The 26,462-nt window shown below is 70.7% G+C and carries 26 protein-coding genes and 1 pseudogene; 14 read left to right on the top strand and 13 right to left on the bottom strand.

The window, feature by feature from the left end; translation table 11 throughout:
- Nucleotides 1–55: 55 nt before the first annotated feature.
- Nucleotides 56–1,540: a tRNA (N6-isopentenyl adenosine(37)-C2)-methylthiotransferase MiaB gene (gene miaB / locus ABZX79_RS29125; RefSeq protein WP_355264024.1), complete on the bottom strand. Its 1,485-nt coding sequence runs from the start codon at nt 1,538–1,540 to the stop codon at nt 56–58.
- 69 nt (nt 1,541–1,609) lie between these two features.
- Between miaB and ABZX79_RS29120 the strand changes: the two genes are divergently transcribed.
- Entirely contained in the window at nt 1,610–2,605 is a 996-nt protein-coding gene (locus ABZX79_RS29120; protein WP_355264021.1) for a TAXI family TRAP transporter solute-binding subunit, read from the top strand.
- Here the strand turns inward: ABZX79_RS29120 and ABZX79_RS29115 are convergent.
- Both ABZX79_RS29115 and ABZX79_RS29110 read right to left on the bottom strand, forming a co-directional pair.
- Nucleotides 2,595–3,992: a HAMP domain-containing sensor histidine kinase gene (locus tag ABZX79_RS29115; protein WP_355264018.1), complete on the bottom strand. Its 1,398-nt coding sequence runs from the start codon at nt 3,990–3,992 to the stop codon at nt 2,595–2,597. The genes ABZX79_RS29120 and ABZX79_RS29115 overlap by 11 nt on opposite strands.
- 15 nt (nt 3,993–4,007) lie before the next feature.
- Nucleotides 4,008–4,715 carry a response regulator transcription factor gene (locus ABZX79_RS29110; protein WP_355264015.1) on the bottom strand — a complete coding sequence of 236 codons (708 nt, stop codon included), beginning with the start codon at nt 4,713–4,715 and terminating at the stop codon, nt 4,008–4,010.
- A 270-nt stretch (nt 4,716–4,985) separates the two neighbouring features.
- Between ABZX79_RS29110 and ABZX79_RS29105 the strand changes: the two genes are divergently transcribed.
- The 8 genes from ABZX79_RS29105 to ABZX79_RS29070 all read left to right on the top strand — a co-directional run bounded on the left by ABZX79_RS29105 (nt 4,986) and on the right by ABZX79_RS29070 (nt 11,409).
- Complete coding sequence (locus ABZX79_RS29105; RefSeq protein ID WP_355264012.1) at nt 4,986–5,771, top strand: amino acid ABC transporter ATP-binding protein; 786 nt, start codon at nt 4,986–4,988, stop codon at nt 5,769–5,771.
- 38 nt (nt 5,772–5,809) lie between these two features.
- The gene (locus ABZX79_RS29100; RefSeq protein WP_355264009.1) at nt 5,810–6,724 is read left to right on the top strand and encodes a glutamate ABC transporter substrate-binding protein; all 915 of its coding nucleotides are present in this window, start codon (nt 5,810–5,812) and stop codon (nt 6,722–6,724) included.
- A gap of 109 nt (nt 6,725–6,833) precedes the next feature.
- A complete protein-coding gene (locus ABZX79_RS29095) occupies nt 6,834–7,481 on the top strand; it encodes an amino acid ABC transporter permease (RefSeq protein WP_355264006.1) in 648 nt (215 codons plus the stop codon).
- Nucleotides 7,478–8,443 carry an amino acid ABC transporter permease gene (locus ABZX79_RS29090; protein ID WP_355264003.1) on the top strand — a complete coding sequence of 322 codons (966 nt, stop codon included), beginning with the start codon at nt 7,478–7,480 and terminating at the stop codon, nt 8,441–8,443. Before ABZX79_RS29095 ends, ABZX79_RS29090 begins: the two co-directional genes overlap by 4 nt.
- Before the next feature lie 143 nt (nt 8,444–8,586).
- Nucleotides 8,587–10,272 (top strand): FAD-dependent monooxygenase, encoded by a 1,686-nt coding sequence (locus ABZX79_RS29085; RefSeq protein WP_355264000.1) that lies wholly within the window; start codon nt 8,587–8,589, stop codon nt 10,270–10,272.
- Nucleotides 10,273–10,343: 71 nt separating this feature from the next.
- On the top strand, nt 10,344–10,391 hold the full coding sequence (locus ABZX79_RS29080; RefSeq protein WP_309506048.1) for a hypothetical protein: 48 nt from the start codon (nt 10,344–10,346) through the stop codon (nt 10,389–10,391).
- An 80-nt stretch (nt 10,392–10,471) separates the two neighbouring features.
- The gene (locus ABZX79_RS29075; protein WP_355263997.1) at nt 10,472–11,023 is read left to right on the top strand and encodes a cysteine dioxygenase; all 552 of its coding nucleotides are present in this window, start codon (nt 10,472–10,474) and stop codon (nt 11,021–11,023) included.
- Complete coding sequence (locus tag ABZX79_RS29070; protein WP_355263994.1) at nt 11,020–11,409, top strand: rhodanese-like domain-containing protein; 390 nt, start codon at nt 11,020–11,022, stop codon at nt 11,407–11,409. The genes ABZX79_RS29075 and ABZX79_RS29070 overlap by 4 nt, the downstream gene beginning before the upstream one ends.
- Nucleotides 11,410–11,467: 58 nt before the next feature.
- Here ABZX79_RS29070 and ABZX79_RS29065 read toward each other — a convergent pair.
- The 3 genes and pseudogenes from ABZX79_RS29065 to recA all read right to left on the bottom strand — a co-directional run.
- Nucleotides 11,468–11,656 (bottom strand): annotated as a pseudogene (locus ABZX79_RS29065) (FtsX-like permease family protein); the annotation flags it as partial.
- A gap of 127 nt (nt 11,657–11,783) precedes the next feature.
- The gene (gene recX, locus ABZX79_RS29060; RefSeq protein ID WP_355263991.1) at nt 11,784–12,383 is read right to left on the bottom strand and encodes a recombination regulator RecX; all 600 of its coding nucleotides are present in this window, start codon (nt 12,381–12,383) and stop codon (nt 11,784–11,786) included.
- 15 nt (nt 12,384–12,398) lie between these two features.
- Nucleotides 12,399–13,535, bottom strand: coding sequence for a recombinase RecA (gene recA, locus ABZX79_RS29055; RefSeq protein ID WP_355263988.1), 1,137 nt, complete (start codon nt 13,533–13,535; stop codon nt 12,399–12,401).
- A 123-nt stretch (nt 13,536–13,658) separates the two neighbouring features.
- Between recA and ABZX79_RS29050 the strand changes: the two genes are divergently transcribed.
- Entirely contained in the window at nt 13,659–14,402 is a 744-nt protein-coding gene (locus ABZX79_RS29050) for an MMPL family transporter (protein ID WP_355263985.1), read from the top strand.
- 16 nt (nt 14,403–14,418) lie between these two features.
- On the opposite strand, the gene ABZX79_RS29045 is transcribed toward ABZX79_RS29050, so the two are convergent.
- The gene (locus tag ABZX79_RS29045; protein WP_355264176.1) at nt 14,419–15,594 is read right to left on the bottom strand and encodes an AI-2E family transporter; all 1,176 of its coding nucleotides are present in this window, start codon (nt 15,592–15,594) and stop codon (nt 14,419–14,421) included.
- Nucleotides 15,595–15,744: 150 nt separating this feature from the next.
- Complete coding sequence (locus ABZX79_RS29040; protein ID WP_355263982.1) at nt 15,745–15,939, bottom strand: DUF3046 domain-containing protein; 195 nt, start codon at nt 15,937–15,939, stop codon at nt 15,745–15,747.
- A gap of 79 nt (nt 15,940–16,018) precedes the next feature.
- Between ABZX79_RS29040 and ABZX79_RS29035 the strand changes: the two genes are divergently transcribed.
- Entirely contained in the window at nt 16,019–16,933 is a 915-nt protein-coding gene (locus tag ABZX79_RS29035) for a hypothetical protein (RefSeq protein ID WP_355263979.1), read from the top strand.
- Between the two features lie 42 nt (nt 16,934–16,975).
- On the opposite strand, the gene ABZX79_RS29030 is transcribed toward ABZX79_RS29035, so the two are convergent.
- From ABZX79_RS29030 to ABZX79_RS29020, 3 genes are read right to left on the bottom strand one after another with little or no spacing between them, the layout of a single operon-like run.
- Nucleotides 16,976–17,284 carry an AzlD domain-containing protein gene (locus tag ABZX79_RS29030; RefSeq protein ID WP_355263976.1) on the bottom strand — a complete coding sequence of 103 codons (309 nt, stop codon included), beginning with the start codon at nt 17,282–17,284 and terminating at the stop codon, nt 16,976–16,978.
- Nucleotides 17,281–18,021: an AzlC family ABC transporter permease gene (locus ABZX79_RS29025; protein ID WP_355264173.1), complete on the bottom strand. Its 741-nt coding sequence runs from the start codon at nt 18,019–18,021 to the stop codon at nt 17,281–17,283. The genes ABZX79_RS29030 and ABZX79_RS29025 overlap by 4 nt, the downstream gene beginning before the upstream one ends.
- A 36-nt stretch (nt 18,022–18,057) precedes the next feature.
- Nucleotides 18,058–18,951 (bottom strand): AraC family transcriptional regulator, encoded by an 894-nt coding sequence (locus ABZX79_RS29020; protein WP_355264170.1) that lies wholly within the window; start codon nt 18,949–18,951, stop codon nt 18,058–18,060.
- Nucleotides 18,952–19,090: 139 nt separating this feature from the next.
- Between ABZX79_RS29020 and ABZX79_RS29015 the strand changes: the two genes are divergently transcribed.
- From ABZX79_RS29015 to ABZX79_RS29005, 3 genes are all read left to right on the top strand, one after another.
- Nucleotides 19,091–23,734 carry an ATP-dependent helicase gene (locus ABZX79_RS29015; RefSeq protein WP_355263973.1) on the top strand — a complete coding sequence of 1,548 codons (4,644 nt, stop codon included), beginning with the start codon at nt 19,091–19,093 and terminating at the stop codon, nt 23,732–23,734.
- A 69-nt stretch (nt 23,735–23,803) separates the two neighbouring features.
- The gene (locus ABZX79_RS29010) at nt 23,804–24,601 is read left to right on the top strand and encodes a DNA-formamidopyrimidine glycosylase family protein (RefSeq protein WP_355263970.1); all 798 of its coding nucleotides are present in this window, start codon (nt 23,804–23,806) and stop codon (nt 24,599–24,601) included.
- 93 nt (nt 24,602–24,694) lie between these two features.
- Nucleotides 24,695–25,462 (top strand): SDR family NAD(P)-dependent oxidoreductase, encoded by a 768-nt coding sequence (locus tag ABZX79_RS29005; RefSeq protein ID WP_355263967.1) that lies wholly within the window; start codon nt 24,695–24,697, stop codon nt 25,460–25,462.
- On the opposite strand, the gene ABZX79_RS29000 is transcribed toward ABZX79_RS29005, so the two are convergent.
- On the bottom strand, nt 25,410–25,748 hold the full coding sequence (locus ABZX79_RS29000; protein ID WP_355263964.1) for a hypothetical protein: 339 nt from the start codon (nt 25,746–25,748) through the stop codon (nt 25,410–25,412). The two genes, ABZX79_RS29005 and ABZX79_RS29000, sit on opposite strands and share 53 nt — an antisense overlap.
- A 136-nt stretch (nt 25,749–25,884) precedes the next feature.
- Nucleotides 25,885–26,355 (bottom strand): DNA starvation/stationary phase protection protein, encoded by a 471-nt coding sequence (locus ABZX79_RS28995; RefSeq protein ID WP_355263961.1) that lies wholly within the window; start codon nt 26,353–26,355, stop codon nt 25,885–25,887.
- Between the last annotated feature and the right edge of the window lie 107 nt (nt 26,356–26,462).

The following is a 26,462-nucleotide window of genomic DNA, read 5'->3' as shown; positions in this document are numbered from 1 at the left end:
GCCCGGCAGCCTAGTGCCCCGGCGGAAACCGGTCGCTGCGGTTACCGGGCCGCGGTTACTGGACGGAGCAGCCGCCGGTGGCCACCGGCAGCGGCTCCGGTACGCCGACCTTCGGCAGCCCCAGCAGAACGCCCGCGCCCTGCTGCGGCTCGGCCGTGCGCTTCTCCCAGGCGTCGCCCGCGCGAGTGCGGCGTACCGCCTTGGCGGGGCCCTCGGCCAGCAGGTGGTGGGGTGCGGCGTAGGTGATCTCGACCGTCACCACGTCACCGGGACGTACGTCCTGGTCCGGCTTCGCGAAGTGGACGAGGCGGTTGTCGGGGGCGCGTCCGGAGAGGCGGTGCGTGGCGCCGTCCTTGCGGCCCTCGCCCTCGGCGACCATGACCTCCACGGTCCGGCCCACCTGCTTCTTGTTCTCCTCCCAGGAGATCTCCTCCTGAAGGGCGACCAGACGCATGTAGCGCTCCTGGACGACCTCCTTGGGGATCTGGTCCTCCATGGTGGCGGCCGGGGTCCCGGGGCGCTTGGAGTACTGGAAGGTGAAGGCCTGCGCGAAGCGCGCCTCGCGGACGGTGTGCATCGTCTGCAGGAAGTCTTCCTCGGTCTCGCCGGGGAAGCCCACGATGATGTCGGTGGAGATGGCGGCGTGCGGCATGGCGGCCCGCACCTTCTCGATGATGCCGAGGAAGCGGTCCTGCCGGTACGAGCGGCGCATCGCCTTGAGCACGGTGTCCGAGCCGGACTGGAGCGGCATGTGCAGCTGCGGCATGACGTTCGGCGTCTCGGCCATCGCGGCGATCACGTCGTCCGTGAAGTCACGCGGGTGCGGCGAGGTGAAGCGGACGCGTTCCAGGCCCTCGATCTTCCCGCAGGCGCGCAGCAGCTTGGAGAACGCCTCGCGGTCACCGATGTCGGAGCCGTACGCGTTGACGTTCTGGCCGAGCAGGGTGATCTCGGAGACGCCCTCGGAGACCAGTGCCTCGATCTCGGCGAGGATGTCGCCCGTCCGGCGGTCCTTCTCCTTGCCGCGCAGGGCCGGGACGATGCAGAACGTGCAGGTGTTGTTGCACCCGACGGAGATGGACACCCAGGCGGCGTACGCGCTCTCGCGACGCGTCGGCAGCGTGGAGGGGAACGCCTCCAGCGACTCGGCGATCTCGACCTGCGCCTCTTCCTGGACGCGGGCGCGCTCCAGCAGCACGGGCAGCTTGCCGATGTTGTGCGTACCGAAGACCACGTCGACCCAGGGGGCCTTCTTGACGATGGTGTCGCGGTCCTTCTGCGCGAGGCAGCCGCCCACGGCGATCTGCATCCCGGGCCGCTTCGTCTTCATCGGGGCGAGCCTGCCGAGGTTGCCGTACAGCTTGTTGTCGGCGTTCTCCCGCACCGCGCAGGTGTTGAAGACGACGACATCGGCGTCACCGTCGGCACCCTCCGGCGCCCGCACGTATCCCGCGCCCTCCAGGAGGCCCGAAAGCCGCTCGGAGTCGTGGACGTTCATCTGGCACCCGTAAGTGCGCACCTCGTATGTCTTCTCGCTCATCTCGTACACCAGAGTACGGGGCCGGGACCCCCTGGTCGTCGAGGGGAGTGAACTGGCAGGATCGCGCGCATGCTCAAGGCCCTCCCCCGCATCAGCCGCCGCCGCGCCCTCCTGGGGGCCGTCGCCGCACTCGTGGTGTCCGGACTGCTGCTGTGGTGGCTCCTGCCGCTCGGGGAGTCCGCACCGCGCGGAAAGATCACCTTCAGTACGGGCGTGACGACCGGGGTCTACCAGCGCTACGGCGAGCTCCTGGACAAGGAGGTCGCCCGCGACCTCCCGGACGTGGGCATGGAACTGCGTACCAGCGAGGGCTCGCGGCAGAACCTCGCGCGGCTGGTCAACGGGCAGGCGGATTTCACCATCGCCACCGCGGACGCCGTGGCGCAGTACCAGCAGGACGGCCTCCCGGGAACGAATCGGCTGCGTGCCTGCGCGCGGCTGTACGACGACTACGTGCAGCTCGTCGTTCCGAAGCGTTCCAAGGTGCGGTCAGCGGCCGATCTGCGGAACAAGCGGGTCGCCGTGGGACAGGACGGCTCCGGCGTACGACTGATTTCGAACCGGCTGCTCAAGGCCGCGGGTCTCGATCCCGAGCTGGACATCACGCCGGTGTCCATCGGCATCGACACCATGCCGGGGCGTCTGAAGAAGGGCACGATCGATGCCTTCTTCTGGTCCGGTGGCCTGCCGACCGCCGCCGTCAGGAATCTGTCGGAGCGCTTCGACATCCGGCTCGTACCCCTGGGCGATCTGGTCGACGAGCTGCACGCGGAGGCCGGCCCCGCCCGCCACTACCGGTCCGCCGTGATGCCGGCCGACGCGTACCCGCAGGCGCAGAACGGGGAGGCGGTTTCGACGGTGGCGGTCGCCAATCTTCTGGTGACCACGGACACCGCGGACGCGCGGCTGACCGAGGGGCTCACCCGTACGGTCATAGGGAGCCGGGACAGCATCGGCAGGGAGGTGCACGCGGCCCAGCTGGTGGATCTGCGGACCGCCATCTACACGGATCCGCTGGAGCTGCACGAAGGCGCCCAGCGCTACTACCGGTCGGTCAAGCCGTAGGCGCTGTGCGCGGGACCGTCACGGTCACGCGCAGCCCGTGGGGTTCGTTGCGGGCGTACGAGAGGGTGCCGCCGCCCGCGAGCAGCAGGGCGCGCGAGATGGACAGGCCGAGGCCCGAGCCGGTGACGTTCTGGTGGCGGTTGCTGCGCCAGAAGCGGTCGCCGACGCGCGCGAGTTCGTCGTCGGTCAGGCCGGGGCCGCCGTCGGCGACGGTGATGGTGCAGGACTCGCCGTTGGGTACGACCGTGACCGTGACGTCCTCGCCTCCCGGGGTGAACTTCAGGGCGTTGTCGATCACCGCGTCCAGGGCGCTGGAGAGCGTCACAGGGTCTCCCCAGGCGGTGACGGCCGCAGGGCCTTCCCGGGTGAGGTGTACGCCCTTGTCGTCCGCCAGGGGTCGCCAGGCGGCGGCCCGCTCGGTGACCAGCTCGCCGATGTCGACGATCTGGAGGTGGGCGGGGGCCTGCTCGGCGAGCGCGAGTCCCAGGAGGCTGTCCAGGACCTGGGCGAGACGCTTGCCCTCCGTGCGGACGGAGGCGATCTCCTCGTTGCCCTCGGGCAGTTCGAGGGAGAGGAGTTCGATCCGCAGGAGAAGGGCAGCCAGCGGGTTGCGCAGCTGGTGGGAGGCGTCGGCGACGAAGGCGCGCTGCTGCTCCAGCACTTCCTCGACGTTGTCCGCCATCTCGTTGAACGAGCGGGCGAGACGCCTGAGTTCGGGCGGGCCGCCGGCCACCGCGACCCGCGAGTTCATCAGCCCCGTCGCTATGTCGTGAGTGGCCGCGTCCAGGATGCGTACGGGCCTGAGCACCCACCCGGTCAGCCGGAACGCGGCGCTCACCGCGACCAGCATCGCCGCGACCTCACCCGCCGCGATCAGCAGCCACCCGTGCAGGATCCGCGAACGCATCTGCCCGGTCGGCGAATCGGTGACCACGACCGCGACGACGTCGCCGTCCCGCACCACCGGTGAGGCGACGACAAGACGCCCTTCCTGCCAGGGCCACACCTGAGGGGGATCGTGGCTGCGGCGCTTGCCGAGCGCTTCCTCGAAGGCGTCCCGTCCCTCGCCGCTCTCGGGAACGGCCCAGTTCTCGGGTGCGCTCGCCATCGGGAATTTGTCGCGGTAGAAGACGCCCGCCCTGATTCCGTACACCTCGCTGTAGCTGGCGAGTTCGGTCTCCAGTGTGCGGCGGCGCTCGTCCTGGCCGCTCTCCATGCGTTCGGTGACGAACTGGGCGAGCGCCGCGAAGCGCGCGGTGTCGTCGATCCGGTCGACGACCACGCGCTGCTGCTGCGCGGCGGCCACGCTCAGCGCGAGGGGCAGGCCCAGGGCGAGCAGGATGCCCGCGAGCAGGACGAGGAGCAGCGGGAGGAGGCGGGTGCGCACGTTGCAGTTACCGGGCTACGGGCCCTGTACCGACGCGGCAGGGGCGACGAGCCGGTAGCCGACGCCGCGCACGGTCTCGATGAGCGCGGGCATCCGCAGCTTGGAGCGCAGGGAGGCCACATGCACTTCCAGGGTGCGGCCGGTTCCTTCCCAGCTCGTACGCCAGACCTCGCTGATGATCTGTTCCCGGCGGAAGACGACGCCGGGGCGCTGCGCGAGGAGCGCGAGCAGGTCGAACTCCTTGCGGGTGAGCTGCACTTCGCTGCCGGCGACACTGACGCGGCGCGTGGGCAGTTCGATGCGTACGCCGCCGAGCCGCAGCGCGGTGTCGTCGCCGGGCGCCGGAGCCTCGCCCGCGCCCTTGCGCCGGCTGACGGCGTGGATACGGGCGAGCAGTTCACCGGTGTCGTACGGCTTGACCACGTAGTCGTCGGCGCCGAGGTTGAGGCCGTGGATGCGCGAGCGGACGTCGGCCCGCGCGGTCACCATGATCACCGGGGTGTCGCTGCGCTTGCGGATCTTGCCGCACACCTCGTAGCCGTCCTGGTCGGGCAGCCCGAGGTCGAGCAGCACGCAACCGAAGGGCTCCTTGCCGGCCGGCAGGAGCGCCTGGATCGCCTCCTCGCCGCTGCGGGCGTGGACGACCTGGAAGCCGTGGCGGACGAGGATGGCGGAGAGGGCCGCCGCGACGTGATCGTCGTCCTCGACGAGCAGCAGTCTCATGGCACCCTCCCCCACCGGTGAAATGTTCGTGAACAGGTCTCGCGCAATATGCCTCATGGCATAAACGCCGATGTATCACGTTCCAGTCAAGACCCTTCCCGTTACGGGCATGTTCCGTTATGGAGCCGGTATCCCCGGCCGGAGTCCTGTTCACGCGGAGTGTCCGGTTGCAGCCGGATCGTTATGCTCAATTTCCGCTCAGATGTGATGACGCTGGTCGTAGCGGCTGACTAGGGTCCTCCCAACCGAGGAGGACGGAGCAAGAAGCCGATGAGCGGAGTTTCAGTGACCAAGGCCGCCGATGACGCTGCCCCCGCAGCCGACGACCTGGTCGTGCTGAGCAACGTCAACAAGCACTTCGGCGCGCTGCATGTGCTCCAGGACATCGATCTGACCATCGCCCGTGGCGAGGTCGTGGTCGTCATCGGACCCTCTGGGTCCGGAAAGTCCACGCTGTGCCGCACCATCAACCGCCTGGAGACGATCGACTCCGGCGCGATATCCATCGACGGCAAGCCGCTGCCCCAGGAGGGCAAGGAGCTCGCGCGGCTGCGTGCCGACGTCGGCATGGTCTTCCAGTCGTTCAACCTCTTCGCACACAAGACGGTGCTGGAGAACGTCACGCTGGGCCAGATCAAGGTCCGCAAGGCCGACAAGGCCTCGGCCGAGAAGAAGGCACGGGAGCTGCTCGACCGGGTGGGCGTCGGCTCGCAGGCGGACAAGTACCCGGCACAGCTCTCCGGTGGCCAGCAGCAACGTGTCGCGATCGCGCGTGCGTTGGCGATGGACCCCAAGGTCATGCTCTTCGACGAGCCCACTTCGGCGCTCGACCCCGAGATGATCAACGAGGTGCTGGAAGCCATGCAGCAGCTGGCGCGCGACGGCATGACGATGGTGGTCGTCACCCACGAGATGGGCTTCGCCCGCTCGGCCGCCAACCGCGTCGTCTTCATGGCGGACGGCAAGATCGTCGAAGAGGCCACGCCCGACCAGTTCTTCAGCAACCCGCGCAGCGACCGGGCCAAGGACTTCCTGTCGAAGATCCTTCACCACTGACGACCAACGACGACCTACGACATAAAGGGATGTTCACGATGAAGCTCCGCAAGACGGCCGCCGTTGCCATTGCTGTGCTCGCCCTGACCGCCACCGCCTGTGGCGGCGAGTCCGGTACCGCGGGTGACAAGCCGAAGGACCCGACCGGTGGCAAGGAAGCCCCCAAGCTTCCGACGTACACGGTCGCGAAGGACGTCAAGCTCGACTCGCCGACCCTGAAGAGGGCTCAGCAGGCCGGCAAGATCGTCTTCGGCGCCAAGAACGACCAGCCGTACCTCGGCTTCGAGGACACCGACGGCAAGCGCTCCGGCTTCGACATCGAGATCGCCAAGATGGTCGCCGCCGACCTCGGCTTCTCGGCCGATCAGATCACCTTCAAGACGGTCGACTCGGGTGTCCGTGAGACGACCATCTCGAAGGGTGACGTCGACCTCTACGTCGGTACGTACACGATGAACGACGAGCGCAAGAAGCAGGTCGGCTTCGCCGGTCCGTACTTCAAGGCGGGCGCCGACCTCCTGGTCCGCAAGGACGAGAGCGCGATCACCGGACCCGACTCCCTCAAGGGCAAGAAGGTCTGCTCGATCGTCGGCTCCACGCCGCTGCAGGAGATCAAGAAGCCGAAGTACGGCGCGAAGACCGTCGAGCTCTCGAAGTACTCCGAGTGCGTGCAGCAGCTCATCAACAAGGAGGTCGACGCCGTCACGACGGACGACGCGATCCTCAAGGGCTACGCCGCCCAGCGTCCGACGAAGCTCAAGGTGGTCGGCAAGCCGTTCACCGAGGAGCCGTACGGCATCGGCATGAGCAAGGACGACAAGGTGCTGCGCGAGGCGGTCACCAAGGCCCTCGAGGCGCACATCAAGAACGGCGACTACAAGAAGGCGTACGACGCGACGCTCGGCCTGTCCGGCTCCGCGTTCACCGAGCCGCCGGCGCTCGAGCGCTACTGATACCGCCGTATTCGGTGGTGACTTTCCGGGCCCCGTACGCGCTTGAGGGGAGCGTACGGGGCGCGGTGTCCCCTGCCCGTCCGCTGCTGCCGCCCACGAGGACTTCCCCGTGAATGTATTGCTCGACCACTTGCCGGAGTTCCGTGACGGTTTCATAGGAACCGTGCTGCTGACCGCCGCCAGTGCGCTGCTCGCGATGGTGCTGGGCGTCGTCATGGCCGGTTTCCGTGTCTCTCCCGTACCGCCCCTGCGGTTCTTCGGCGCCGCCTGGGTCACACTCTTCCGCAACACACCGCTGACGCTGCTGTTCCTCGTCGCGTGGTTCGTGGTGCCCGCCGTCTTCGGCACCGGCATGAACCCGTGGACGAAGGCCCTGCTGGCGCTCGGCTTCTACACGTCCGCGTTCGTCTGTGAGGCCGTCAGATCCGGTGTCAGTACGGTGCCGCTCGGCCAGGCCGAGGCCGCCCGCTCGCTGGGCATGACCTTCTCGCAGACGCTCCGCATGATCGTCCTTCCCCAGGCCACCCGCACCGTGATCCCGCCGCTGAGCAGCATCTTCATCGCGCTCACCAAGAACTCGGCGATCGCGGGAGCGTTCAGTGTCACCGAGCTCTTCGGCGTGCAGAAGCTGCTGAGCGACAAGGGCTTCGCGATCGCTCCGATCTTCCTCTGGGTGGCTCTCGCCTACCTGGTCATCACCTTCACCATCAGCGGTCTCTTCCGGCTGCTCGAGCGGCGCCTGGAGGTCGCACGATGAGTTCGAGCGTCCTGTACGACGCCCCGGGTCCCAACGCCCGGGTACGCAACCGCATCTACAGCGTGGTCGGTTCCCTGCTGGTCCTCGGTCTGATCGGTTTCTCGGTCTACCGGCTCGCGGACCGCGGTTACTTCGCGCCCGAGATGTGGAACATCTTCAACAACGCCGGTGTCCGGGCGAGCATCCGCGACGGCATCCTGTCCACCCTCCAGGTCTTCGTGGTGGCGGCAGTGCTGTCGCTGGTCCTGGGTGTGGTCCTGGCGGTGGCACGGCTCTCCGAGCACCGCCCGGTGAGCGCGCTGGCCGCGGGCTTCATCGAGCTGTTCCGGGCCGTACCACTGCTGATCACGATCTACGCCATGTGGGTCCTGTTCCTCTCGTACAAGGAGAACCTCGGCTTCATCGGCGAGAGCTCGGCGTACTGGGCACTGGTCATCGGACTGACCGTCTACAACGCGTGCGTCCAGGCCGAGGTACTCAGGGCGGGCGTCAACGCCGTGCCCAAGGGGCAGGTGGAAGCGGCGTACGCGCTGGGTCTGCGCAAGTCGCAGGTCATGACGATGCTGCTGCTCCCGCAGGCCGTCCGCTCCATGCTGCCGACGATCATCAGCCAGCTGGTCGTGACCCTCAAGGACACCTCGCTCGGCTACATCATCACGTACGCGGAGCTGCTGTACGCGGCCCGGACGATGGCCAACAACATCATCGTCAATGACGACAATCCGTATGTCCCCGTCGTCATCGTGGTCGGTGCCATTTACGTCACCATGTGTCTGGCGCTCTCGTCGCTGGCCACCTGGATCGAGAAGCGCGGCCGCCGCGCCAAGACCGGCATCATGCCGGCCGCTGCCGCCGAACCGCTGGAGGCGCCGGGCGTGCTCGAGACCGCCGTCGGACCGGTCGGACCGCACGGGGAAGGCGGGACCGAAGGTACCGAAGGGCCTGCCAGCAAGAAGAACTGACGAAATGTGAGGCAGCGGCCACCGCGCCGCTGCCGCTGTCACTTGACGCAAGCACCCGCAGTGGGTTGCATACGTTCTGTGATCGTGCACCGGGTTCCACCTGCCACTTCCCGCATGTCCGTACGGACTGGAGGGGACGCGCCGTGGACCCGGTGATCGTCGTTGGGGCCGGTCCTGTCGGACTGGCCCTTTCGCTGGCTCTCGCGGGCCACGGTGTGCCCTCCGTCGTGCTCGACGAGGGGCCGGGCAAGGACGAGCCCCGCACGGCCCGTACGGCCGTCCTGCGGCCGGACACCGCCGAGCTGGTCGAGCGGCTGGGGTGCGCCACTGTCCGTGACCACGGAACGCGCTGGTCCGGATGGCGTTTGATGCGGCGCAATCAGGACGTCAGGCAGATCGAATTCGGCGACGAAGGTGATCTGCCCGAGCTGCCCGAACTGCCTTCTCTGTCTCCTGTGCATCTGCCGCAGCACGAGCTGACGCGCGGGCTGCGGGACGCCGTCGCGGCGCACGAACTCGTGCGGACCGTGCCGCACGGGCGACTCGACACCATCGAGCAGGACGGCACCGGCGTCACCGCGCACACGCGCGAGCCCGGGGCCACCTGGTGGCGCGGCAGCTTCCTGGTCGGCTGCGACGGGGCGAGGTCGACGGTGCGCAAGCTCCTCGACGTCCGCTTCCCGGGGCGCACGGCGGTCGAAAGGCATGCCGTTGCCGCGCTGCGTACGGAACTGCCGTGGGACGGCGAAGCGTTGCTGCACCGCATGCCGCCGTGGCGGACCGGCGGGCAGGAAGTGACGGCGCGGCCGCTGCGGGACGGTGCGTGGCGGCTCGACTGGCTGCTGCCTCCGCGCGGTGAACTCGTCACGCCCGACGCGCTGGTGGCGCGGGTGCGGGACACGCTGGCCGGCTGGTGCGGTGAGACACCTCCGTACGAGCTGATCGACACGGGCGTGTACACGCTGCACCACCGGCTGGCCCGCAGGTGGCGGGTGGGACGGGCGTTCCTCGCCGGTGACGCGGCCCACCTGCTCGGCGCGCTCGGGACGCAGGGCCTCGACGAAGGCCTGCGGGACATCGACAACCTGGCCTGGAAGCTGGCGCAGGCGTGGCACCTGGGGGCGTCGGAGACGCTGCTGGACAGCTACCAGGCCGAGCGGCGTGCGGCGGTGGCCGGGCGCCTGCGCGCCGCCGACCAGGCGCTGCCGATACTGCGGGGCAGCGGACTGCGGACGTACCTGCCCGGCACCACGCGCGGTCACGACACGCTTCTCACGGACGGGCACCTGGGGCGCGGGGCGCTGGGGGCGCCGCCCGAGTACACGCGCTCTCCGCTCGCGCCGGAGCCCTCCGAGGCGCAGACGCTCGTGGGTACGCCCCTGGGGGCGCCGGTTGCGGACGTACGGGCGACGGCGCCCGACGGCACCACGGTGCGGCTGCGGGACCGGCTGGGGCGGGGGCGGCAGCTGGTGATGCTGGTCGCGCCGGGTACGGGCGTGTGGGACCGGCGGCACTGGATGACGGCGGGGGTGATGCCGCGGCTGGCCGCGGCCGTCACGGCGCTGCCGGTGCGCGCCGAGCTGCTGGTTACGGAGGGCTACCCAGGGGCGTCGGCGCACACCGTGCTGCTGGTACGGCCCGACGGGCATCTGGTCGCGGCGTTCCAGGGGGTGCGTCCCGCCGAGCTGTACGCGGCCGCGGACGCGGCGCGCGGGGGCCCGCCGGAGTCGGCGCAGGCCGGGGTGGGTCCGCAGCGTTCCGGAGAAGCCGACCAGCAGGACGAGACCGACCGTACTGACCTTACTGACCGGACAGCGGACATCAATTGACCGCCGCGGGCGTGCGTGGTGTACTCCGGAGCGTGACCGACACCAACGTGCGCCTGTGGCGGAGGGTCCATATGGACCTCGTCCGCTATGCGGGCTGCGTGTGTCGCCCGTCCTGCTGATTCGCCCTTCTTCTCGTCGCGCTGTGCCGTGCTGTGTTTCCGGCCGCGCGTTCTCGCGAACATCTTCAGGACGGTCCCCTGTGTCTCTTTCCGTACGTTCCTCCGACGCGCCCGAAAGCGTTCCCCGGAACGCATCGCCCGCTCCCTCTTCCGCGGAACTGCTCGAATTCGTGCGCCGTACCGCCGTCGACGCTCCCCTGGTGGCGTCCCTTCCGCTCGATCCCGAAGGCCGTACCTGGGTACGGCTCGACGGGCCCGGCGGAAGCGAGGCCTGGCTGATCGGGTGGCCGCCCGGCACCGGTACCGGCTGGCACGACCACGGCGGCTCGCACGGTGCCTTCGCCGCCGCGGCGGGCACCCTGCGGGAGGAGTCGCTCGCGGCGCGCATCCCCACGGAGGGCTGGAAGACCCTCGAACTGGCCGACGGGGTGGACCGGGAGCGGCAGCTGACGGCCGGCCGGGGACGGGCCTTCGGCGCGCACCACGTGCACCAGGTGCTGAATGAATCGGCGGACAAACACGCCGTCTCGGTGCACGCCTACTACCCGCCGCTGCCGATGATGCGGCGCTACAGCCGCACGGGCGCGGTGCTGCGTCTGGAGCACGTCGAGCATCCCGAGGAGTGGCAGTGAGTGGCGAACACGTCGGCATCGACGAACTGCTGGAGCGGGTGCGCGAGGGGCTCGACCGGATCGGGCCGCAGGAGGCGTACGACGCCGCAGCGGCCGGTGCGCTGCTGGTGGACATCCGGTACGCGGCGCTGCGGGAGCGGGACGGACTGATCCCGGGGGCGCTCGTCGTCGAGCGCAACGAGCTGGAATGGCGGCTCGATCCGCAGGGCAGCCACCGCGCTCCGGAGGCCACCAGCCACGATCTGCGGATCGTGGTGATCTGCAACGAGGGATACGCGTCGAGTCTCGCGGCCGCCTCCCTGCGGCAATTGGGGCTGCACCGGGCGACGGATCTCGACGGTGGGTTCCAGGCGTGGCGAGCGGCGGGCCTCCCGGTGACTCCTTAAAGAGGCACGCGGTCAGGGGCGTCCGCGCGGGAGGGCGCCCCTTACCGCGTTGCTGTCTCTACTGCTTGGCGGTGGTGGCGACCTCCACCGGGCGGGACGCGAAGGCTGCCCGGCCCGGGAGTGCCGTGGCGACCAGGGCGAGAAGTCCTGCCACGCCGACGACTTCGGTGCGCAGCATGCGCAGGACCTGTCGGCGCGTGGCGCCGGCGAGCCTGAGCGTCGCGAACTCCCGGATGCGGTCGGAGACTGGAGCGGACCTGCATCTTCGTCCGGGGGCTACCCCCTACCCCACGGACGTGGAACCGGCGGGCGGGTATGCCTGGTTGGGTACGCCTGGCAGGGGGCCGGCGCCCCGCCGCTACGATCCGCCGCGGCTAGAGCGGGTCGTAGTCCAGGCCGTCCGTGTTCTCGCCGGCCTCGCCCTCTTCCTCCAGGGCGCGTCTGACCACCCGCAGGGCCATGCCCTCGGGGTAGCCCTTGCGGGCCAGCATGCCGGCGAGGCGCCGCAGCCGACGGTCGCGCTCCAGGCCGCGGGTGGAGCGGAGTTTGCGGGCCACCAGCTCGCGGGCCCGCTCTTCCTCCTGATCGGCGTCGAGCTGCCCCATCGCGTCGTCGATGAGGGTGGGGGCGACGCCCTTGTTACGCAGCTCACGCGCGAGCGCCCGCCGGGCGAGGCCCCGGCCGTGGTGCCGGGATTCCACCCAGGCATCCGCGAAGGCCGCGTCGTCGATGAGCCCAACCTCCTCGAAGCGGGACAACACCTCGTCCGACACGTCGTCCGGGATGCCCCGCTTGTGGAGAGCGTCCGCGAGCTGTTTGCGGGTGCGCGCTGTTCCGGTGAGCAGCCGCAGGCAGATCGCCCGCGCCTGCTCACCCGGATCCTGAGGCGGCAGCCCCTTACCGGCCCTCGACGGGTCGGGGCTGCCGCTGTCCTCGGCACCCGTGCCTTCGCTTGCGCTTCCCGGCCAGTCCATCCTCCGGGTCACGGTCTAGCTCTTGGCTGCCGCGGGCTTGGCCGTCTTGGCCTTGGTCGCCGGAGCCGGTACCGACTTCGCGTCGGCCGCGGCCGGGGTGCTGACCGCCGCGTCCGCGCCGGGCTCGGCCCCCGGGGCCACGGGCTTGACGCCGACGCCCAGCTTCTCCTTGATCTTCTTCTCGATCTCGTCGGCGAGATCGGGGTTGTCCTTCAGGAAGTTACGGGCGTTCTCCTTGCCCTGGCCGAGCTGATCGCCCTCGTACGTGTACCAGGCACCCGCCTTGCGGACGAAGCCGTGCTCCACGCCCATGTCGATCAGACCGCCCTCGCGGCTGATGCCCTGGCCGTAGAGGATGTCGAACTCCGCCTGCTTGAACGGCGGCGCGACCTTGTTCTTGACGACCTTGACGCGGGTGCGGTTGCCGACCGCGTCCGTGCCGTCCTTGAGGGTCTCGATGCGCCGGATGTCGAGCCGCACCGATGCGTAGAACTTCAGCGCCCGGCCACCGGTCGTGGTCTCCGGGGAGCCGAACATCACACCGATCTTCTCGCGGAGCTGGTTGATGAAGATGGCCGTGGTCTGGGACTGGTGCAGCGCACCGGTGATCTTGCGCAGCGCCTGGCTCATCAGCCGGGCCTGGAGACCGACGTGCGAGTCGCCCATCTCACCCTCGATTTCCGCTCGCGGCACCAGGGCCGCGACGGAGTCGATGACGATGAGGTCGATGGCGCCCGAGCGGACCAGCATGTCCACGATCTCGAGTGCCTGCTCGCCGGTGTCCGGCTGGGAGAGGATCAGGTTGTCCGTGTCGACGCCGAGCGCCTTGGCGTACTCCGGGTCGAGCGCGTGCTCGGCGTCCACGAAGGCGACGGTGCCGCCGGCCTTCTGCGCGTTCGCCACGGCGTGCAGCGTCAGCGTCGTCTTACCGGAGGATTCCGGTCCGTACACCTCCACCACACGCCCGCGCGGCAGCCCGCCGACGCCGAGCGCGATGTCCAGCGCGGTCGACCCGGTAGAGATGACCTCGATGGGTTCGTTCGGCCGGTCGCCGAGGCGCATGACAGCGCCCTTGCCGAATTGCCGTTCAATCTGCGCGAGCGCGGCGTCGAGCGCCTTCTCGCGGTCGGTGCCTGCTGCCATGGGTTCCACCCGATTTGCTTGAGTCGATCGCTTCACGTCAAAGACGCTATCTCCTGCCACTGACAACGCGTCCCGGCGTCGCCCTGACCTGTGGATAAACCGTCGCAGCTTCCCGGCCAGAACCCCATCAGAATGGATGTTCGATTTTGGTGTCAAGGGCGACGGGGCCGGCGCGGTGGGCGTGGTGCGCTCATGTCCCTCCCCCGGCGCACCGTGCCGCTCGTCGTCGCGGCCTGCGTCGCCCTGGTCACAGTCGTCGGCACGCTGGTGCGCGACCGGGACTCCTTCTCTGCCGCCGCTGGAGCGGGACACCGGGGCCGATCTGTCGCCATCGTCGTGGGGCTTTCCGCGCTGCTGCTGCTCGTCGTGTTCCGGTCGGTCCTGATCCCCGTAAAGGCCGCGCTGCTCAATCTGATCAGCATCGGGGCGGCGCTCGGCGTGATCACACTGGTCTTCCAGCACGGCTGGTTCGGTGTGGAGCCCGGCCCCGTCGAGGCGTTCATTCCGGCGATGATCTTCGCGATCGTCTTCGGGCACTCCATGGACTACGAGGTTTTCCTGCTCTCCCGCATCCACGAGGAGTGGGAGCGCACCGAGGACGCGCCGGGTGCGGTGCGCGAGGGGCTCGCCGCGACGGGCAAGGTGATCACGGCGGCTGCGGCAATCATGATCGTGGTGTTCTCGGCCTTCATGCTCGGCCCGGACCGGATGCTCCAGCAGTTCGGCCTCGGCCTGGCGGTCGCGATCCTGCTGGACGCCGTCGTCATCCGCTGCCTGATCGTGCCCGCGGTGATGCAGTTGCTCGGGCGCCGCGCGTGGTGGCTGCCGGTGTGGCTGCGCAGGGCACTGCCGCGGGTGGAGCTGGAGCGCCACTGACCGCGCGTACGTGACCTCAGGCGTCGCCGTCCGAGGGCGGCGGCGCCTGATCCGTGCGCGGCTCCCGCCCGGGCTCGTCGCGCCCCGTGCGCCCCGTGCGTCGCAGACGTACGAAGGCCGAGATGCCGCGGCCTCGCGGGTGTCTGCCATGCACACGCGGGTCGTCCGTCACGGCGTACCGCTTCACATACGCGCCCAGGAAGGCCTGCAGCGTCGCGATCGCCGGAATCGCGATCAGCGCGCCGACGGCCCCCATGAGCGCCGTGCCGGCGACGACCGAGCCGAAGGCGACCGCCGGATGGATGTTGACGGTCGTCGCGGTCAGCTTGGGCTGCAGTACGTAGTTCTCGAACTGCTGGTAGACGACGACGAAGCCGAGCACCCACAGCGCGTACCAGGGGTTGACGGTGAAGGCGATCAGCATGGGCAGTGCGCCCGCCAGGTACGTACCGATCGTCGGAATGAACTGCGAGATGAGCCCCACCCACACCGCGAGGGCGGGCGCGTACGGCACGTCGAGGATCAGCAGCAGGATGTAGTGCGCGACGCCGGAGATGAGCGCCATCAGACCGCGCGAGTAGATGTAGCCGCCGGTCTTGTCGACGGCGATCTCCCAGGCGCGCAGCACCTCGGCCTGGCGGGCCGGCGGGAGTACGGAGCACAGGGCGCGGCGCAGCCGTGGTCCGTCGGCCGCGAAGTAGAAGGAGAACAGGAAGATCGTCAGCAGCTGGAACAGTCCGCCGAGCACGGTCGCCGACACGTCCAGGACGCCGGTCGCGCTGTTCTGTACGTACCTGCGCAGCCAGTCGGAGTTCAGGACGCTGGCCTGGATGTCCACCCGGGAGAACTCCGTGCGGAACGTCTGGTTGATCCAGTTGATCACCTGATCGACGTACTTGGGGAAGTCCTCGACCATCTCGATGATCTGGCCGGCCAGCATCGAGCCGAGCAGCACGATGAAGCCGACGCCCGCGACCAGCACTCCGATGAAGACCAGGAAGGTCGCGAGGCCGCGCCGCATGCCGTGGGCCGCCATCCGCCCCACGGCGGGCTCGATCGCGAGAGCCAGGAAGAAGGCGATCAGGATGTTGATCAGCAGGCCGACGAGCTGGTGGAACGCCCAGTTGCCGAGCTGGAAGCAGGCGTAGAGAGCGAGCGCGAGCACCATGGCACGCGGCAGCCACCGGGGCATGCGGGCCGGACCGCTGTCCGCCCTGGGGCGCGCGGGCGGGGGTGCGGTCGTCGAGTCTTCTTGCCCGGCGGGCTCGTCAGTGGATGCCACGGAGTCAGTCTGGCCCATGCCGGTGACATCCGGCCCCTCCGCCCCTTGCCCCCATGCACGTCAGCGCTTGTCGGCGGGCACGTCCATCGCGACGCAGACACCGCGCCAGACGCTCTTGGCGTCCCAGCCGGCCGCCAGGGCCTGGTTCACCGTGCGACCGCCGAGCTCGGCCATCACATGATCGCGGGCGAAGGAATCGGCGTACGCCTCACCGAAGTGCTCCGCCATCCGCTCCCAGAAAATCGTCAACCGCATGACTCCAGTATCGCGCCCCTGAGAGTGCAGACCGGTCCGCGGAGCTTCCCGAGAGCGCTTTCCGTCCTACGGTCGTTCCATGGCTGGATCCGGAGCATCCCCCCTTGCACGCGCCGAGCACTTCATCTGGCTGACGGCCCGCGTGCTCGAACAACGGCGGTTCGCCCATCACTTCCTGGACGGCGCCCCAGACACGGTCGAAAGGGCGCTCGCCCCGTACCAGGGCGATGACGGCGGTTACGGCTACGCACTGGAACCCGATCTGCGCGGTCCCGTGAGCCAGCCGCTGCACGTCGCTCACGCGCTGCGGGTCCTCGATTCCATCGGCCGCTGCGAGGGCGTACGGGTGGAGCGGATGTGCCGCTATCTGTCCGACGCGTCGACGAAGGAGGGAGCACTGCCTGCGGTGGACCCTTCGCTGCGCGGCTATCCGGCCGCGCCGTTCGTCCCGGTCGTGGACGACCCTCCGGGTGATCTCCTGGCTACGGGCCCTGTGGTCGGGCTGCTGCACCGCAATGAGGTGTGGCACGCGTGGCTCTTCAGGGCCACCGATTTCTGCTGGGCCGCGGTCGAGGCGCTGGAGAAGTCCCATCCGTACGAGATCCAGGCGGCGGTCGCCTTCCTCGACGGCGTGCCCGACAGGACCCGGGCGAAGGCCGCCGCGGACCGGCTCGGCCGGCTGGTGCGCGAGCAGCGGCTCGTCGTCCTGGATCCGGCGCGGGCCGGGGAGCAGCCCGTCGCCGCGGGGTACGCGCCTGGCGAGCACCATTTCGCGTACGACTACGCCCGTACGCCGGGATCGCTCGCCCGTGACTGGTTCACCGACGAGGAGATGAGCCGCTCGCTGGACTTCCTCGCGGCCGGACAACGGGAGGACGGGGGCTGGCCGATCCGCTGGCGGGAATGGGCGCCGGGGACCGCGCTGGAGTCGCGTCCGATCGTGACGATCGACGCGCTGCTGACGCTTCGGGCGTACGGACGCGTCATCGGCTGATTCCGGCGAGCCGGCGCGCGGCAACAGAGCGGCGGTTGTTCGTCAGCCGCTGATCGCCCGTACACCCGCCGTGACGACCACCGCGGCCCCGACCACCACGAGGAAGGGGGCGCGCAGGACGAGCGCGAGCGCCGCCGCCGCGAGTCCCGCGCCCCTGGCGTCCAGAGCCAGGTACTGACCGGTGCTGAAGGTCTGCTGGGCGGTGAGCGCCGCCAACAGGGCCACCGGCAGCAGGGCGGCCAGGCGCTTCACGAGCGGGCGTTCCAGGGCCCCCGCGGGCACCAGCAGGCCGAGCAGTTTGACGAGGTAGCAGCCGACGGCAGTGGCGCCGATCGCGATCCAGACACTCATCGCCCCTCCTCCTTCGCGGTGAGACGTGCCGCCCTGCGGCCCTGTACGTAGAGCACGGCGGGAGCAGCGAGCGCGGCGACGAGCACCGGCGCGCCCGCCGGCAGTACCGGCAGGAGCCCAAGGGTCAGGAGCACCGCGAGACCCGCGACAGCCCGTTCCATGCCGGTACGCAGCATGGGCGCCAGCAGAGCGAGGAAGACAGCGGGGCTCGCGGCGTCCAGACCCCACGCGTCGGTGTCGCCGATGGCCTCCGCGCCGAGCGCTCCGATGAGCGTGGTGAGGTTCCACAGCACGTACAGGGACAGTCCCGTGACCGTGAAGCCGAGCCGGGCGCTGCGGCGCGAGGGCTGCGCGAGGGTGACGGCCGTCGTCTCGTCGATCACCCAGTGAGCGGCGAAGGGGCGTACGAAACGCGGGAGAGCCAGCAGCTGGGACAGCCGCAGCCCGTAGAAGGCGTTGCGCACGCCGAGGAAGAAGGCGCCCGCTGCGGCGGTGAACGGATTGCCGCCCGCGGCGAGCGCACCGACGAGCGCGAACTGCGAGGCCCCCGTGAAGACGAGGAGGCTGAGTGCGCACGTTTGGAGGAGGGTGAGGCCCGACCCCGCGGAGGTCACACCGAAGGCGAAGCCGGAGAGACCGACGGCGACGCCCACGCCGAGCGCGTCACGGACGACGGCGCTGTCCGGTTTGGACACGGGTGGTTCTGCGGGTGGTTCTGCGGGCGGTTCTGTGCGTATTGCCGGGGGTGCTGTCTGTTCTGCCACGTCCGGACACTACGACGGGCGGCCGCGCCCGGTCTTGTACGTTCTTGCGCGCTCCCGCTGGTATGCGCCGGGCGGCACCCCGACGATCCGGGTGAAGTGCCGGTTCAGATGCGGCTGGTCGCTGAACCCCACAGCGGCGGCGGCCTCGACGGGGGCCGTCCCGGCCTCCAGGAGCCGCCGGGCGCTGCGCACGCGCGCGTTGGTGAGCCATGTGTGGGGCGGCATACCGTACGCCGATTTGAACGCGCGCAGGAGCGCGAACGGACTGGTCCCGAGTTCGTTCGCGAGCTGTTCCAGGGAAGGCGGCTCAGCCATGCGCTCCTCCAGGAGGCTCTTCGCCAGCGCCGCCGTGCGCGCGCCCGCCGCGGTCGGCGCACGTGCGGGCAGGCTCTGGCCGTGCCGGCGCAGCAGCCTGGCCACGGCGATCCGCAGGAGGCTGTCGGCGGCGAGCGCGTTGCCCTCCTCGGCCGCCTTGTGCACCGCGCGGATGAGCCGCGCGGTGTCGGCGTCCTCGACGATGGTCTCGGCGAAACCGGCTGTACCGCGCAGGCTCGTCGTCTCCTCGGCGATGCCGGCGACCACCTGCGCCGAGGGGTACAGGGTGGCGTACGACCAGCCCTCGGGCACGCCCGCGTGCGCGGCGTGCGGCACCTCCGGGTTGATCATGACGACGGTGCCCGGGCGTGCTTGGATCGTGCCCTGCGGCATGACCACGTCCTCGATTCCGCGGAAGACCGCGCCGAAGACGAACCCCTCGTGGCTGTGCCGCGAGAAGGAATGGCGCACATAGCGAGCCCGCAGCAGATCGAGGCCGGGCACACCGGGGTACTGCCAGTGCCGCGCCCATTCGTCCTTCCCGCCCGCCACCTCTCGCACGTCCCGCAGGTCTCCCGCGTTCCCCATGCCTCCCGCGTCCCCCGTGCCTGCCGCGCCTCCCGCCTCCGTCGCCATACAGCCATTCTGCGCCCCGCCCGCGCGCCGCTGACCTGCACGTCCATGTTCTGGGCGCCCGTTGTCAGTGGTCGGGTGCACGATGGGGGACATGTCCAGGACTGCGCTCGACTCCTTCTCCCCCGCGACCCGCGGCTGGTTCACGGGGGCCTTCAGCGCGCCCACCGCGGCGCAGGAAGGCGCCTGGCAGGCCATCTCCGAAGGTTCCGACGTCCTGGTGGTGGCCCCGACCGGCTCCGGAAAGACCCTGGCCGCCTTTCTCGCCGCGCTCGACGACCTGGCGTCCAAGCCCCCGCCCGCGGACCCCAGGCAGCGCTGCCGGGTGCTGTACGTATCACCGCTCAAGGCCCTCGCGGTCGACGTCGAGCGCAACCTCCGCAGCCCCCTCACCGGCATCCGCCAAGAAGCCGTACGACTCGGGATGAGCGAACCCGACGTCCGCGTCGGCATCCGCTCCGGCGACACTCCGGCCGCCGAGCGGCGGTCGCTCGCGACGAAGCCGCCGGACATCCTCATCACCACACCCGAGTCGCTGTTCCTGATGCTCACGTCCGCCGCGCGCGACGCCCTGGCCGGCATCGAGACGGTGATCCTGGACGAGGTCCACGCCGTCGCGGGGACCAAGCGCGGCGCGCATCTCGCCGTATCGCTGGAGCGGCTGGACGAGCTGCTGCCTCGCCCCGCCCGCCGGATCGGCCTGTCCGCGACGGTCCGGCCGGTGGACGAGGTCGCCCGTTTCCTCTCCCCCCAGCGCCAGGCCGCCATCGTCCAGCCGCCCTCGGGCAAGGAGTTCGACCTGTCGGTGGTCGTCCCCGTGGAGGACCTGGGCGAGCTGGGCGGCGCCCCGGCCAAGGGCGACGACGCGGGCGACAAGCCGTCGATCTGGCCGCATGTCGAGGAGCGCATCGCCGACCTCGTCCAGGCGCACCGCTCGACGATCGTCTTCGTGAACTCCCGCCGCCTCGCCGAGCGCCTGTGCAACCGGCTCAACGAGATCGCGTACGAACGGGCCACCGGCGAACCACTGCCCGATGACCAGTCACCCGCCGAGATCATGGCTCAGGCGGGCGCCGCCAAGGGCGCGCCGCCCCTGCTCGCCCGCGCCCACCACGGTTCGGTCTCCAAGGAGCAGCGCGCCCAGGTGGAGGAGGACCTCAAAGCGGGCCGGCTGCCCGCCGTGGTCGCCACGTCCAGCCTGGAGCTGGGCATCGACATGGGCGCGGTGGATCTCGTCGTCCAGGTCGAGTCACCGCCGTCCGTGGCCTCCGGCCTTCAGCGTGTCGGCCGCGCGGGGCACCAGGTCGGCGCGGTCTCGACCGGCGTCGTCTTCCCCAAGTACCGCGGCGACCTCGTCCAGTCGGCCGTCGTCACCGAGCGCATGCGCAGCGGCTCCATCGAGGCCCTGCGCGTCCCGGCCAACCCGCTCGACGTCCTGGCGCAGCAGCTCGTCGCCATGGTCGCGCTCGACACCTGGCAGGCCGACGACCTGCTCGCCACCGTCCGCCGCGCGGCCCCCTTCGCCTCACTCCCCGAGTCCGCCTTCACGGCGGTCCTCGACATGCTCGCCGGCCGCTATCCGTCCGACGCCTTCGCGGAGCTCCGCCCCCGCGTGGTCTGGGACCGCATCGCCGGTACGGTCACGGGCCGCCCAGGGGCACAGCGCCTGGCCGTCACCTCCGGCGGCACCATCCCCGACCGCGGCCTCTTCGGCGTCTTCCTGGCCGGAGCCGACCCCAAGAAGGGCGGCGGCCGCGTCGGCGAGCTCGACGAGGAGATGGTCTACGAATCCCGGGTGGGCGACGTCTTCACCCTCGGCACCACCTCCTGGCGCATCGAGGACATCACGCGCGACCGCGTGCTCGTCTCCCCCGCCCCCGGAGTGCCGGGCCGGCTGCCCTTCTGGAAGGGCGACCAGCTGGGCCGCCCTCTCGAACTGGGCCGTGCGCTCGGCGCGTTCGTCCGCGAGGTCGGCTCCCTCACCCCCGAGGATGCCCGGCTGCGCCTGACCGCCGCCGGCCTCGACGCCTGGGCCGCCGAAAACATCCTGTCGTACCTCGGCGAACAGCGCCGCGCCGCCGGTCACGTCCCCGACGACCGCACCATCGTCGTGGAACGGTTCCGCGACGAGCTCGGCGACTGGCGGGTCGTCATCCACTCCCCCTTCGGTGCCCAGGTGCACGCCCCCTGGGCACTGGCGCTCGGTTCCCGTCTGACCGAGCGGTACGGCATGGACGCCCAGGTCATGCACGCCGACGACGGCATCGTGCTGCGCCTGCCCGACGCCGACCTGATGGGCTTCGACCTCCTCGACGACGAACTGTCCGGACTGTCCCGGCAGAGCACCGCGTTCGACAACGACCAAGCCCCGCTCGGCGCCACCGACGTCGTCTTCGACAAGGGCGAGGTCAACCAGATCGTCACCGACCAGGTCGGCGGATCGGCTCTGTTCGCCGCCCGCTTCCGCGAGTGCGCCGCCCGCGCGCTGCTCCTGCCGCGCCGCAGCCCCGGCAAGCGCACCCCGCTGTGGCAGCAGCGCCAGCGCGCCTCGCAGCTGCTCCAGGTCGCCTCCGAGTTCGGCTCGTTCCCGATCGTCCTCGAAGCCGTGCGGGAGTGCCTCCAGGACGTCTTCGACGTTCCCGGCCTCACCGAACTCATGGGCGACATCGAGTCCCGCCGCGTCCGGCTCGTCGAAGTCACCACCCCCGAGCCGTCCCCCTTCGCCCGCTCCCTCCTCTTCGGTTACGTCGCCCAGTTCCTGTACGAGGGCGACTCACCCCTCGCCGAGCGGCGCGCCGCCGCGCTCTCCCTGGACTCCCGGCTCCTGGCCGAGCTGCTCGGCCAGGCGGAGCTGCGGGAGCTGCTCGACGCCGATGTCCTGACCGAGCTGGAGCAGGAACTCCAGTGGCTCACCGAAGACCGCCGTATCAAGGATCTGGAGGGTGTCGCCGACCTCCTGCGGGTCCTGGGCCCGCTCACCGACACCGAGCTGGCGGCGCGAGGCGCCGAACCCGGCTGGGCCGAGGCCCTGTCGACCGCCCGCCGGGCCATCCGCGTCCGTATCGCCGGGGCGGACCACTGGGCGGCCGTCGAAGACGCGGGCCGGCTGCGCGACGCGCTGGGCACCGCGCTCCCGGTCGGCGTGCCGGAGGCGTTCACCGAGCCCGTGAAGGACCCGCTCGGCGACCTCCTCGCCCGCTTCGCCCGCACCCACGGCCCGTTCACGTCCGCCACAGCTGCCGCCCGGTTCGGCCTGGGAGCGGCGGTGACGGACGGCGCCCTGCAACGCCTCACCGCCAACGGCCGGGTCGTCCAGGGCGAGTTCCACCCCGCCGGGATCGGCCAGGAGTGGTGCGACGCGACGGTGCTGCGCCGCCTGCGGCGCCGGTCCCTCGCCGCCCTGCGCCACGAGCTGGAGCCGGTTCCGCCGGCCGCGCTCGCCTCATTCCTCCCCCAGTGGCAGCACCTGGGCAGCAGCAGTCTGCGCGGCATCGACGGACTGGTGCGCGCCGTCGAGCAGTTGCAGGGCGCCTCAGTGCCCGCGTCCGCCCTCGAAAAGCTGGTCCTCCCGTCCCGCGTGGCGGGCTACTCACCCGCCATGCTCGACGAGCTCACCACCACCGGAGAGGTCCTGTGGGCCGGGTCGGGCGCACTGCCCGGCAAGGACGGCTGGGTGTCCCTCTACCTCGCCGACGCGGCGCCCCTGCTCCTCCCCCAGCCGCACCCCCTCGAACTCACCGCACTGCACGAGTCCGTCCTCACCACGCTCTCCGGCGGGTACGGCCTCTTCTTCCGCCAGATCGCCGACCAGGTCCGCGCCACCACCCACCCCGACTGCACCGACCCGCAACTCGCCGACGCCCTCTGGGACCTGGCCTGGTCGGGCCGTCTCACCAACGACACGCTCGCCCCCCTGCGCTCCCTCCTCGGATCGGGCCGTACGGCGGGCTCCACCGCCCACCGCGCCAAACGCACGGTCCCGCGCGGGCGTTACGGCACCCTCAGCGCGGCCGGCCGTCCCGCTTCCCGCACCGGTCCGCCCACGGTCTCCGGCCGCTGGTCCCTGCTTCCCGCCCACGAACCGGACCCGACCCACCGCGCCCACGCGCTCGCCCGCACGCTCCTCGACCGGCACGGCGTGGTCACGCGCGGCGCGGTCGCCGCCGAAGGGGTCGAGGGCGGCTTCTCGGCGACGTACCGCATCCTGGCCGCTTTCGAGGACAGCGGGCAGGCCCGCCGCGGTTACGTCGTGGAGGGCCTCGGGGCCGCCCAGTTCGCGATGGACGGCGCCGTCGACCGCCTGCGGGCCGCTGCCACCGCACGCGAGCGCGCCGAAACGGATTCCCCGAACCGCGCGGTGATCCTCGCCGCCGCCGACCCCGCCAATGCGTACGGAGCGGCCCTGCCCTGGCCCGAACCGCCCTCCGACGCGGGCCACAAACCCGGCCGCAAAGCCGGGGCCCTCGTTGTCCTGGTCGACGGCGAGCTGACCCTCTACATGGAGCGCGGCGGCAAAACCCTGCTGGCCTGGCCCACCGACCCCAACGACCCGGCATCCCCCGATCCGCGCCTCACCGCGGCTGCCGAAGCCCTGGCGAAAGCGGCCAGGGAAGGCGCCCTGGGCACGGTCACAGTGGAACGCACCAACGGCACCCCCGCCCTGACTTCCCCCCTGGGCAAAACCCTCGAAGCAGCAGGCTTCCACCCCACCCCCCGAGGACTCCGCCTCCGCCCCTGAGCCCGTCCGTCGTGCGATCCCTGCCGGGCTCAGTACCCCACACCGCCCGCTCCACCGCATGATGGACCCATGCCCGAAGGAGACTCCGTCTGGCAGGCCGCCCAGCACCTGCACACCGCCCTCGCCGGACACCCCCTCACCCGCGCCGACCTCCGCGTCCCCCGGTTCGCCACCGCAGACCTCACCGGCCGCACCGTCCTGGACGTCACCCCTCGCGGCAAACACCTCCTCGCCCGCATCGAGGGCGGCCTCACGCTCCACTCCCACCTCGGCATGGACGGCGCCTGGAAGATCTACGCCCCCGACGAGCGATGGCGCGGCGGCCCGGCCCACCAGATCCGCGCCATCCTCGGCACCCCCGAACACACCGCCGTGGGCTACCGCCTCCCCGTACTCGAACTCATCCGTACCCAGGACGAAGCCCAGGCCGTCGGCCACCTCGGCCCCGACCTCCTGGGCCCGGACTGGGACGCCGACGAAGCACTCCGCCGCCTCCTGGCAGACCCCACCCGCCCCCTGGGCGAAGCCCTCCTCGACCAGCGCAATCTCGCCGGAATCGGCAACATCTACAAGTCGGAGCTGTGCTTCTTCGCCCGCGCCACCCCCTGGCTCCCCATCGGCGAACTCCCCGCCCCCGAACGCCTGGTCGCCGCCGCCAAACGCCTCCTGGAGGCCAACCGCGACCGCCTCGGCCGCCGCACCACCCTCCGCGAACGCGCCCACACCTCACTCCTCTATGTGTACGGCCGCGCCGGCCGCCCGTGCCTGCGCTGCGGCACCCCGATCCGTCACGCCGACCAGGGCGACGGAAGCCGCGCACGCCCCACGTACTGGTGCCCCCGCTGCCAGTCGGGCCCAACCCCGTAACCAACACGTCCACCACGGGAAGCACGCCCGGTACCCAGCCCAGCCCCGCCACACCAGTTGACGCCCCGTCAGGTCCAGTCGTACCGTCCCCGCATGGCCCTCAAGGCGTACGACCTCACCGGCCGCACCGCACTCGTCACCGGCGCCGCGAGCGGCATAGGCCGGGCCGGCGCCCTCCTTCTCGCCGAAGCCGGCGCCACCGTCCACTGTGCGGACCTCGACGAGAGCGGCCTCCACGAGACCACCGCGCTGATCACCAAGGCGGGCGGCACCGCGCACCCCCACCACCTGGACGTCACCGACCGAACCCAGATCGCGGCGGCGGTCTCCGCAGCCGGCCGCCGTCTCGACATCCTCGCCGCCATCGCCGGAATCATGCACAGAAGCACCGTCCTGGAGACCCGCGACGAGGACCTGGACCGCGTGCTGGCGGTCAACTTCAAGGGGGTTCTGTACGCGTGCCAGGAGGCGGCCCGCGCCATGATCGCCGCCAAGACTCCCGGCAGCATCATCACCATGGCGTCGGGCGCGGTCGACGCGGCGAACCCCGGTCTGCTCTGCTACAGCACGGCCAAGGCAGCCGTCGTACAGCTCACCAGGACACTCGCCACCGAGCTCGGCCCCCACTCCATCCGCGTGAACGCCGTGGCCCCCGGCTGGATCCGCACCCCCATGACCGACCGCCACGACGCGGCGCTCCAGCACCGGGCCGAAGCCGCCATGGTCCGCGCGACCCCGCTGGGCCGCGTCGGCGAGCCCGAGGAGATCGCGCACGCGGTCCTCCACCTGGCGTCGGACGCCTCCTCCTTCACGACGGGCCAGATCCTCCGCCCGAACGGCGGCGTCGCAATGCCCTGGTAACCGCGCGGGTAACCGCCCCGGTAACCCCGCTACGCCGCAGTACCGCCCCTGGCGTACGCCCCGGCCCGCGACGCCGGCGCCGCGAATCCACCCCGGCCGCAGCCGCCGAAACCACGTGAACCGGCAGCAGGCTCAGCCCCCAGCCGCCCGCCGCCACCGCGCCCTCCACGACGCCCGTCCGCTCCGGCACCAGGACCAGCCGCAGCACGGCACCCCACCACACCGCACCGAACACCACCATCACCACCAGCGCCGCCCCGCGTCCGCGGAAGTCACGCCATGCCATGGCTGCCTCCTCCGACCGACGCTAGACGGGCCCCCGCACACGGCGGGAGGGCGCACCGGAAGCACACCCGGCGCACCCACCCGAACCGCGCACCCACGAACACCGCACACCAACCGCACCAACCGCGCCCCGCGCTCTACGCGCTCTCGGCCTGGAACATCCACGCATGCTTTTCGAGGTCCGCCGTGAGCCCGATGATGATGTCCTGGGTCACCGGATCCGGCTCAGCGGTTACGTCGATCCGCTCCCGCATGCGTCCGACCACGACCCCGAGCGCGTCCACCAGGATCCGTACGGCGTCCACATCCTTGATCCACCCCGACGGCACCTCCCGGATCGCCGTCGCACGCGCCACGCTCGCGGACCGCCCGTCCGGATTCACACCCAGCGCCGAGGCCCGCTCGGCCACGGAGTCGGAGTGCTGCCGCGCCGTGCCGACCACCTCGTCGAGCTGCAGGTGTACGGACCGGAATCGCGGCCCCACCACGTTCCAGTGGACCTGCTTGGCGACCAGCGAAAGATCCACCAAGTCCACCAGCGCCCCCTGCAGGGCCTCGCCCACCACCTTGAGATCCGCCTCGGCCAGGCTGCTCTTCACGACAGACATCCGTTTTCCTCCTCAGGAAACGACTGATTCGACCGGCCTTTCACAGTTCCCACCACCATGGCACATACACCCCAAAACGGTCACACGAAGGCATGAAAGAGCCCCGG

It is taken from the genome of Streptomyces sp. NPDC002994, assembly GCF_040611155.1.
In the GTDB taxonomy this organism is placed as follows: domain Bacteria; phylum Actinomycetota; class Actinomycetes; order Streptomycetales; family Streptomycetaceae; genus Streptomyces.
This window is presented reverse-complemented; position numbering and strand designations above follow the sequence as displayed.

What these genes read in the sequence shown, in the direction of transcription:
- ABZX79_RS29090 (WP_355264003.1), top strand. Translation starts at nt 7,478, where the DNA reads ATGAGTTCGAGCGTCCTGTACGACGCCCCGGGTCCCAACGCCCGGGTA.
- ABZX79_RS29010 (WP_355263970.1), top strand. Translation starts at nt 23,804, where the DNA reads ATGCCCGAAGGAGACTCCGTCTGGCAGGCCGCCCAGCACCTGCACACC.
- ABZX79_RS29035 (WP_355263979.1), top strand. Translation starts at nt 16,019, where the DNA reads ATGGCTGGATCCGGAGCATCCCCCCTTGCACGCGCCGAGCACTTCATC.
- ABZX79_RS29120 (WP_355264021.1), top strand. Translation starts at nt 1,610, where the DNA reads ATGCTCAAGGCCCTCCCCCGCATCAGCCGCCGCCGCGCCCTCCTGGGG.
- ABZX79_RS29020 (WP_355264170.1), bottom strand. Translation starts at nt 18,951, where the DNA reads ATGGGGAACGCGGGAGACCTGCGGGACGTGCGAGAGGTGGCGGGCGGG.
- miaB (WP_355264024.1), bottom strand. Translation starts at nt 1,540, where the DNA reads ATGAGCGAGAAGACATACGAGGTGCGCACTTACGGGTGCCAGATGAAC.
- ABZX79_RS29005 (WP_355263967.1), top strand. Translation starts at nt 24,695, where the DNA reads ATGGCCCTCAAGGCGTACGACCTCACCGGCCGCACCGCACTCGTCACC.
- ABZX79_RS29030 (WP_355263976.1), bottom strand. Translation starts at nt 17,284, where the DNA reads ATGAGTGTCTGGATCGCGATCGGCGCCACTGCCGTCGGCTGCTACCTC.
- ABZX79_RS29100 (WP_355264009.1), top strand. Translation starts at nt 5,810, where the DNA reads ATGAAGCTCCGCAAGACGGCCGCCGTTGCCATTGCTGTGCTCGCCCTG.
- ABZX79_RS28995 (WP_355263961.1), bottom strand. Translation starts at nt 26,355, where the DNA reads ATGTCTGTCGTGAAGAGCAGCCTGGCCGAGGCGGATCTCAAGGTGGTG.
- ABZX79_RS29105 (WP_355264012.1), top strand. Translation starts at nt 4,986, where the DNA reads ATGAGCGGAGTTTCAGTGACCAAGGCCGCCGATGACGCTGCCCCCGCA.
- ABZX79_RS29110 (WP_355264015.1), bottom strand. Translation starts at nt 4,715, where the DNA reads ATGAGACTGCTGCTCGTCGAGGACGACGATCACGTCGCGGCGGCCCTC.
- ABZX79_RS29045 (WP_355264176.1), bottom strand. Translation starts at nt 15,594, where the DNA reads ATGCCCCGGTGGCTGCCGCGTGCCATGGTGCTCGCGCTCGCTCTCTAC.
- ABZX79_RS29015 (WP_355263973.1), top strand. Translation starts at nt 19,091, where the DNA reads ATGTCCAGGACTGCGCTCGACTCCTTCTCCCCCGCGACCCGCGGCTGG.
- recX (WP_355263991.1), bottom strand. Translation starts at nt 12,383, where the DNA reads ATGGACTGGCCGGGAAGCGCAAGCGAAGGCACGGGTGCCGAGGACAGC.
- ABZX79_RS29000 (WP_355263964.1), bottom strand. Translation starts at nt 25,748, where the DNA reads ATGGCATGGCGTGACTTCCGCGGACGCGGGGCGGCGCTGGTGGTGATG.
- ABZX79_RS29050 (WP_355263985.1), top strand. Translation starts at nt 13,659, where the DNA reads ATGGATGTTCGATTTTGGTGTCAAGGGCGACGGGGCCGGCGCGGTGGG.
- ABZX79_RS29040 (WP_355263982.1), bottom strand. Translation starts at nt 15,939, where the DNA reads ATGCGGTTGACGATTTTCTGGGAGCGGATGGCGGAGCACTTCGGTGAG.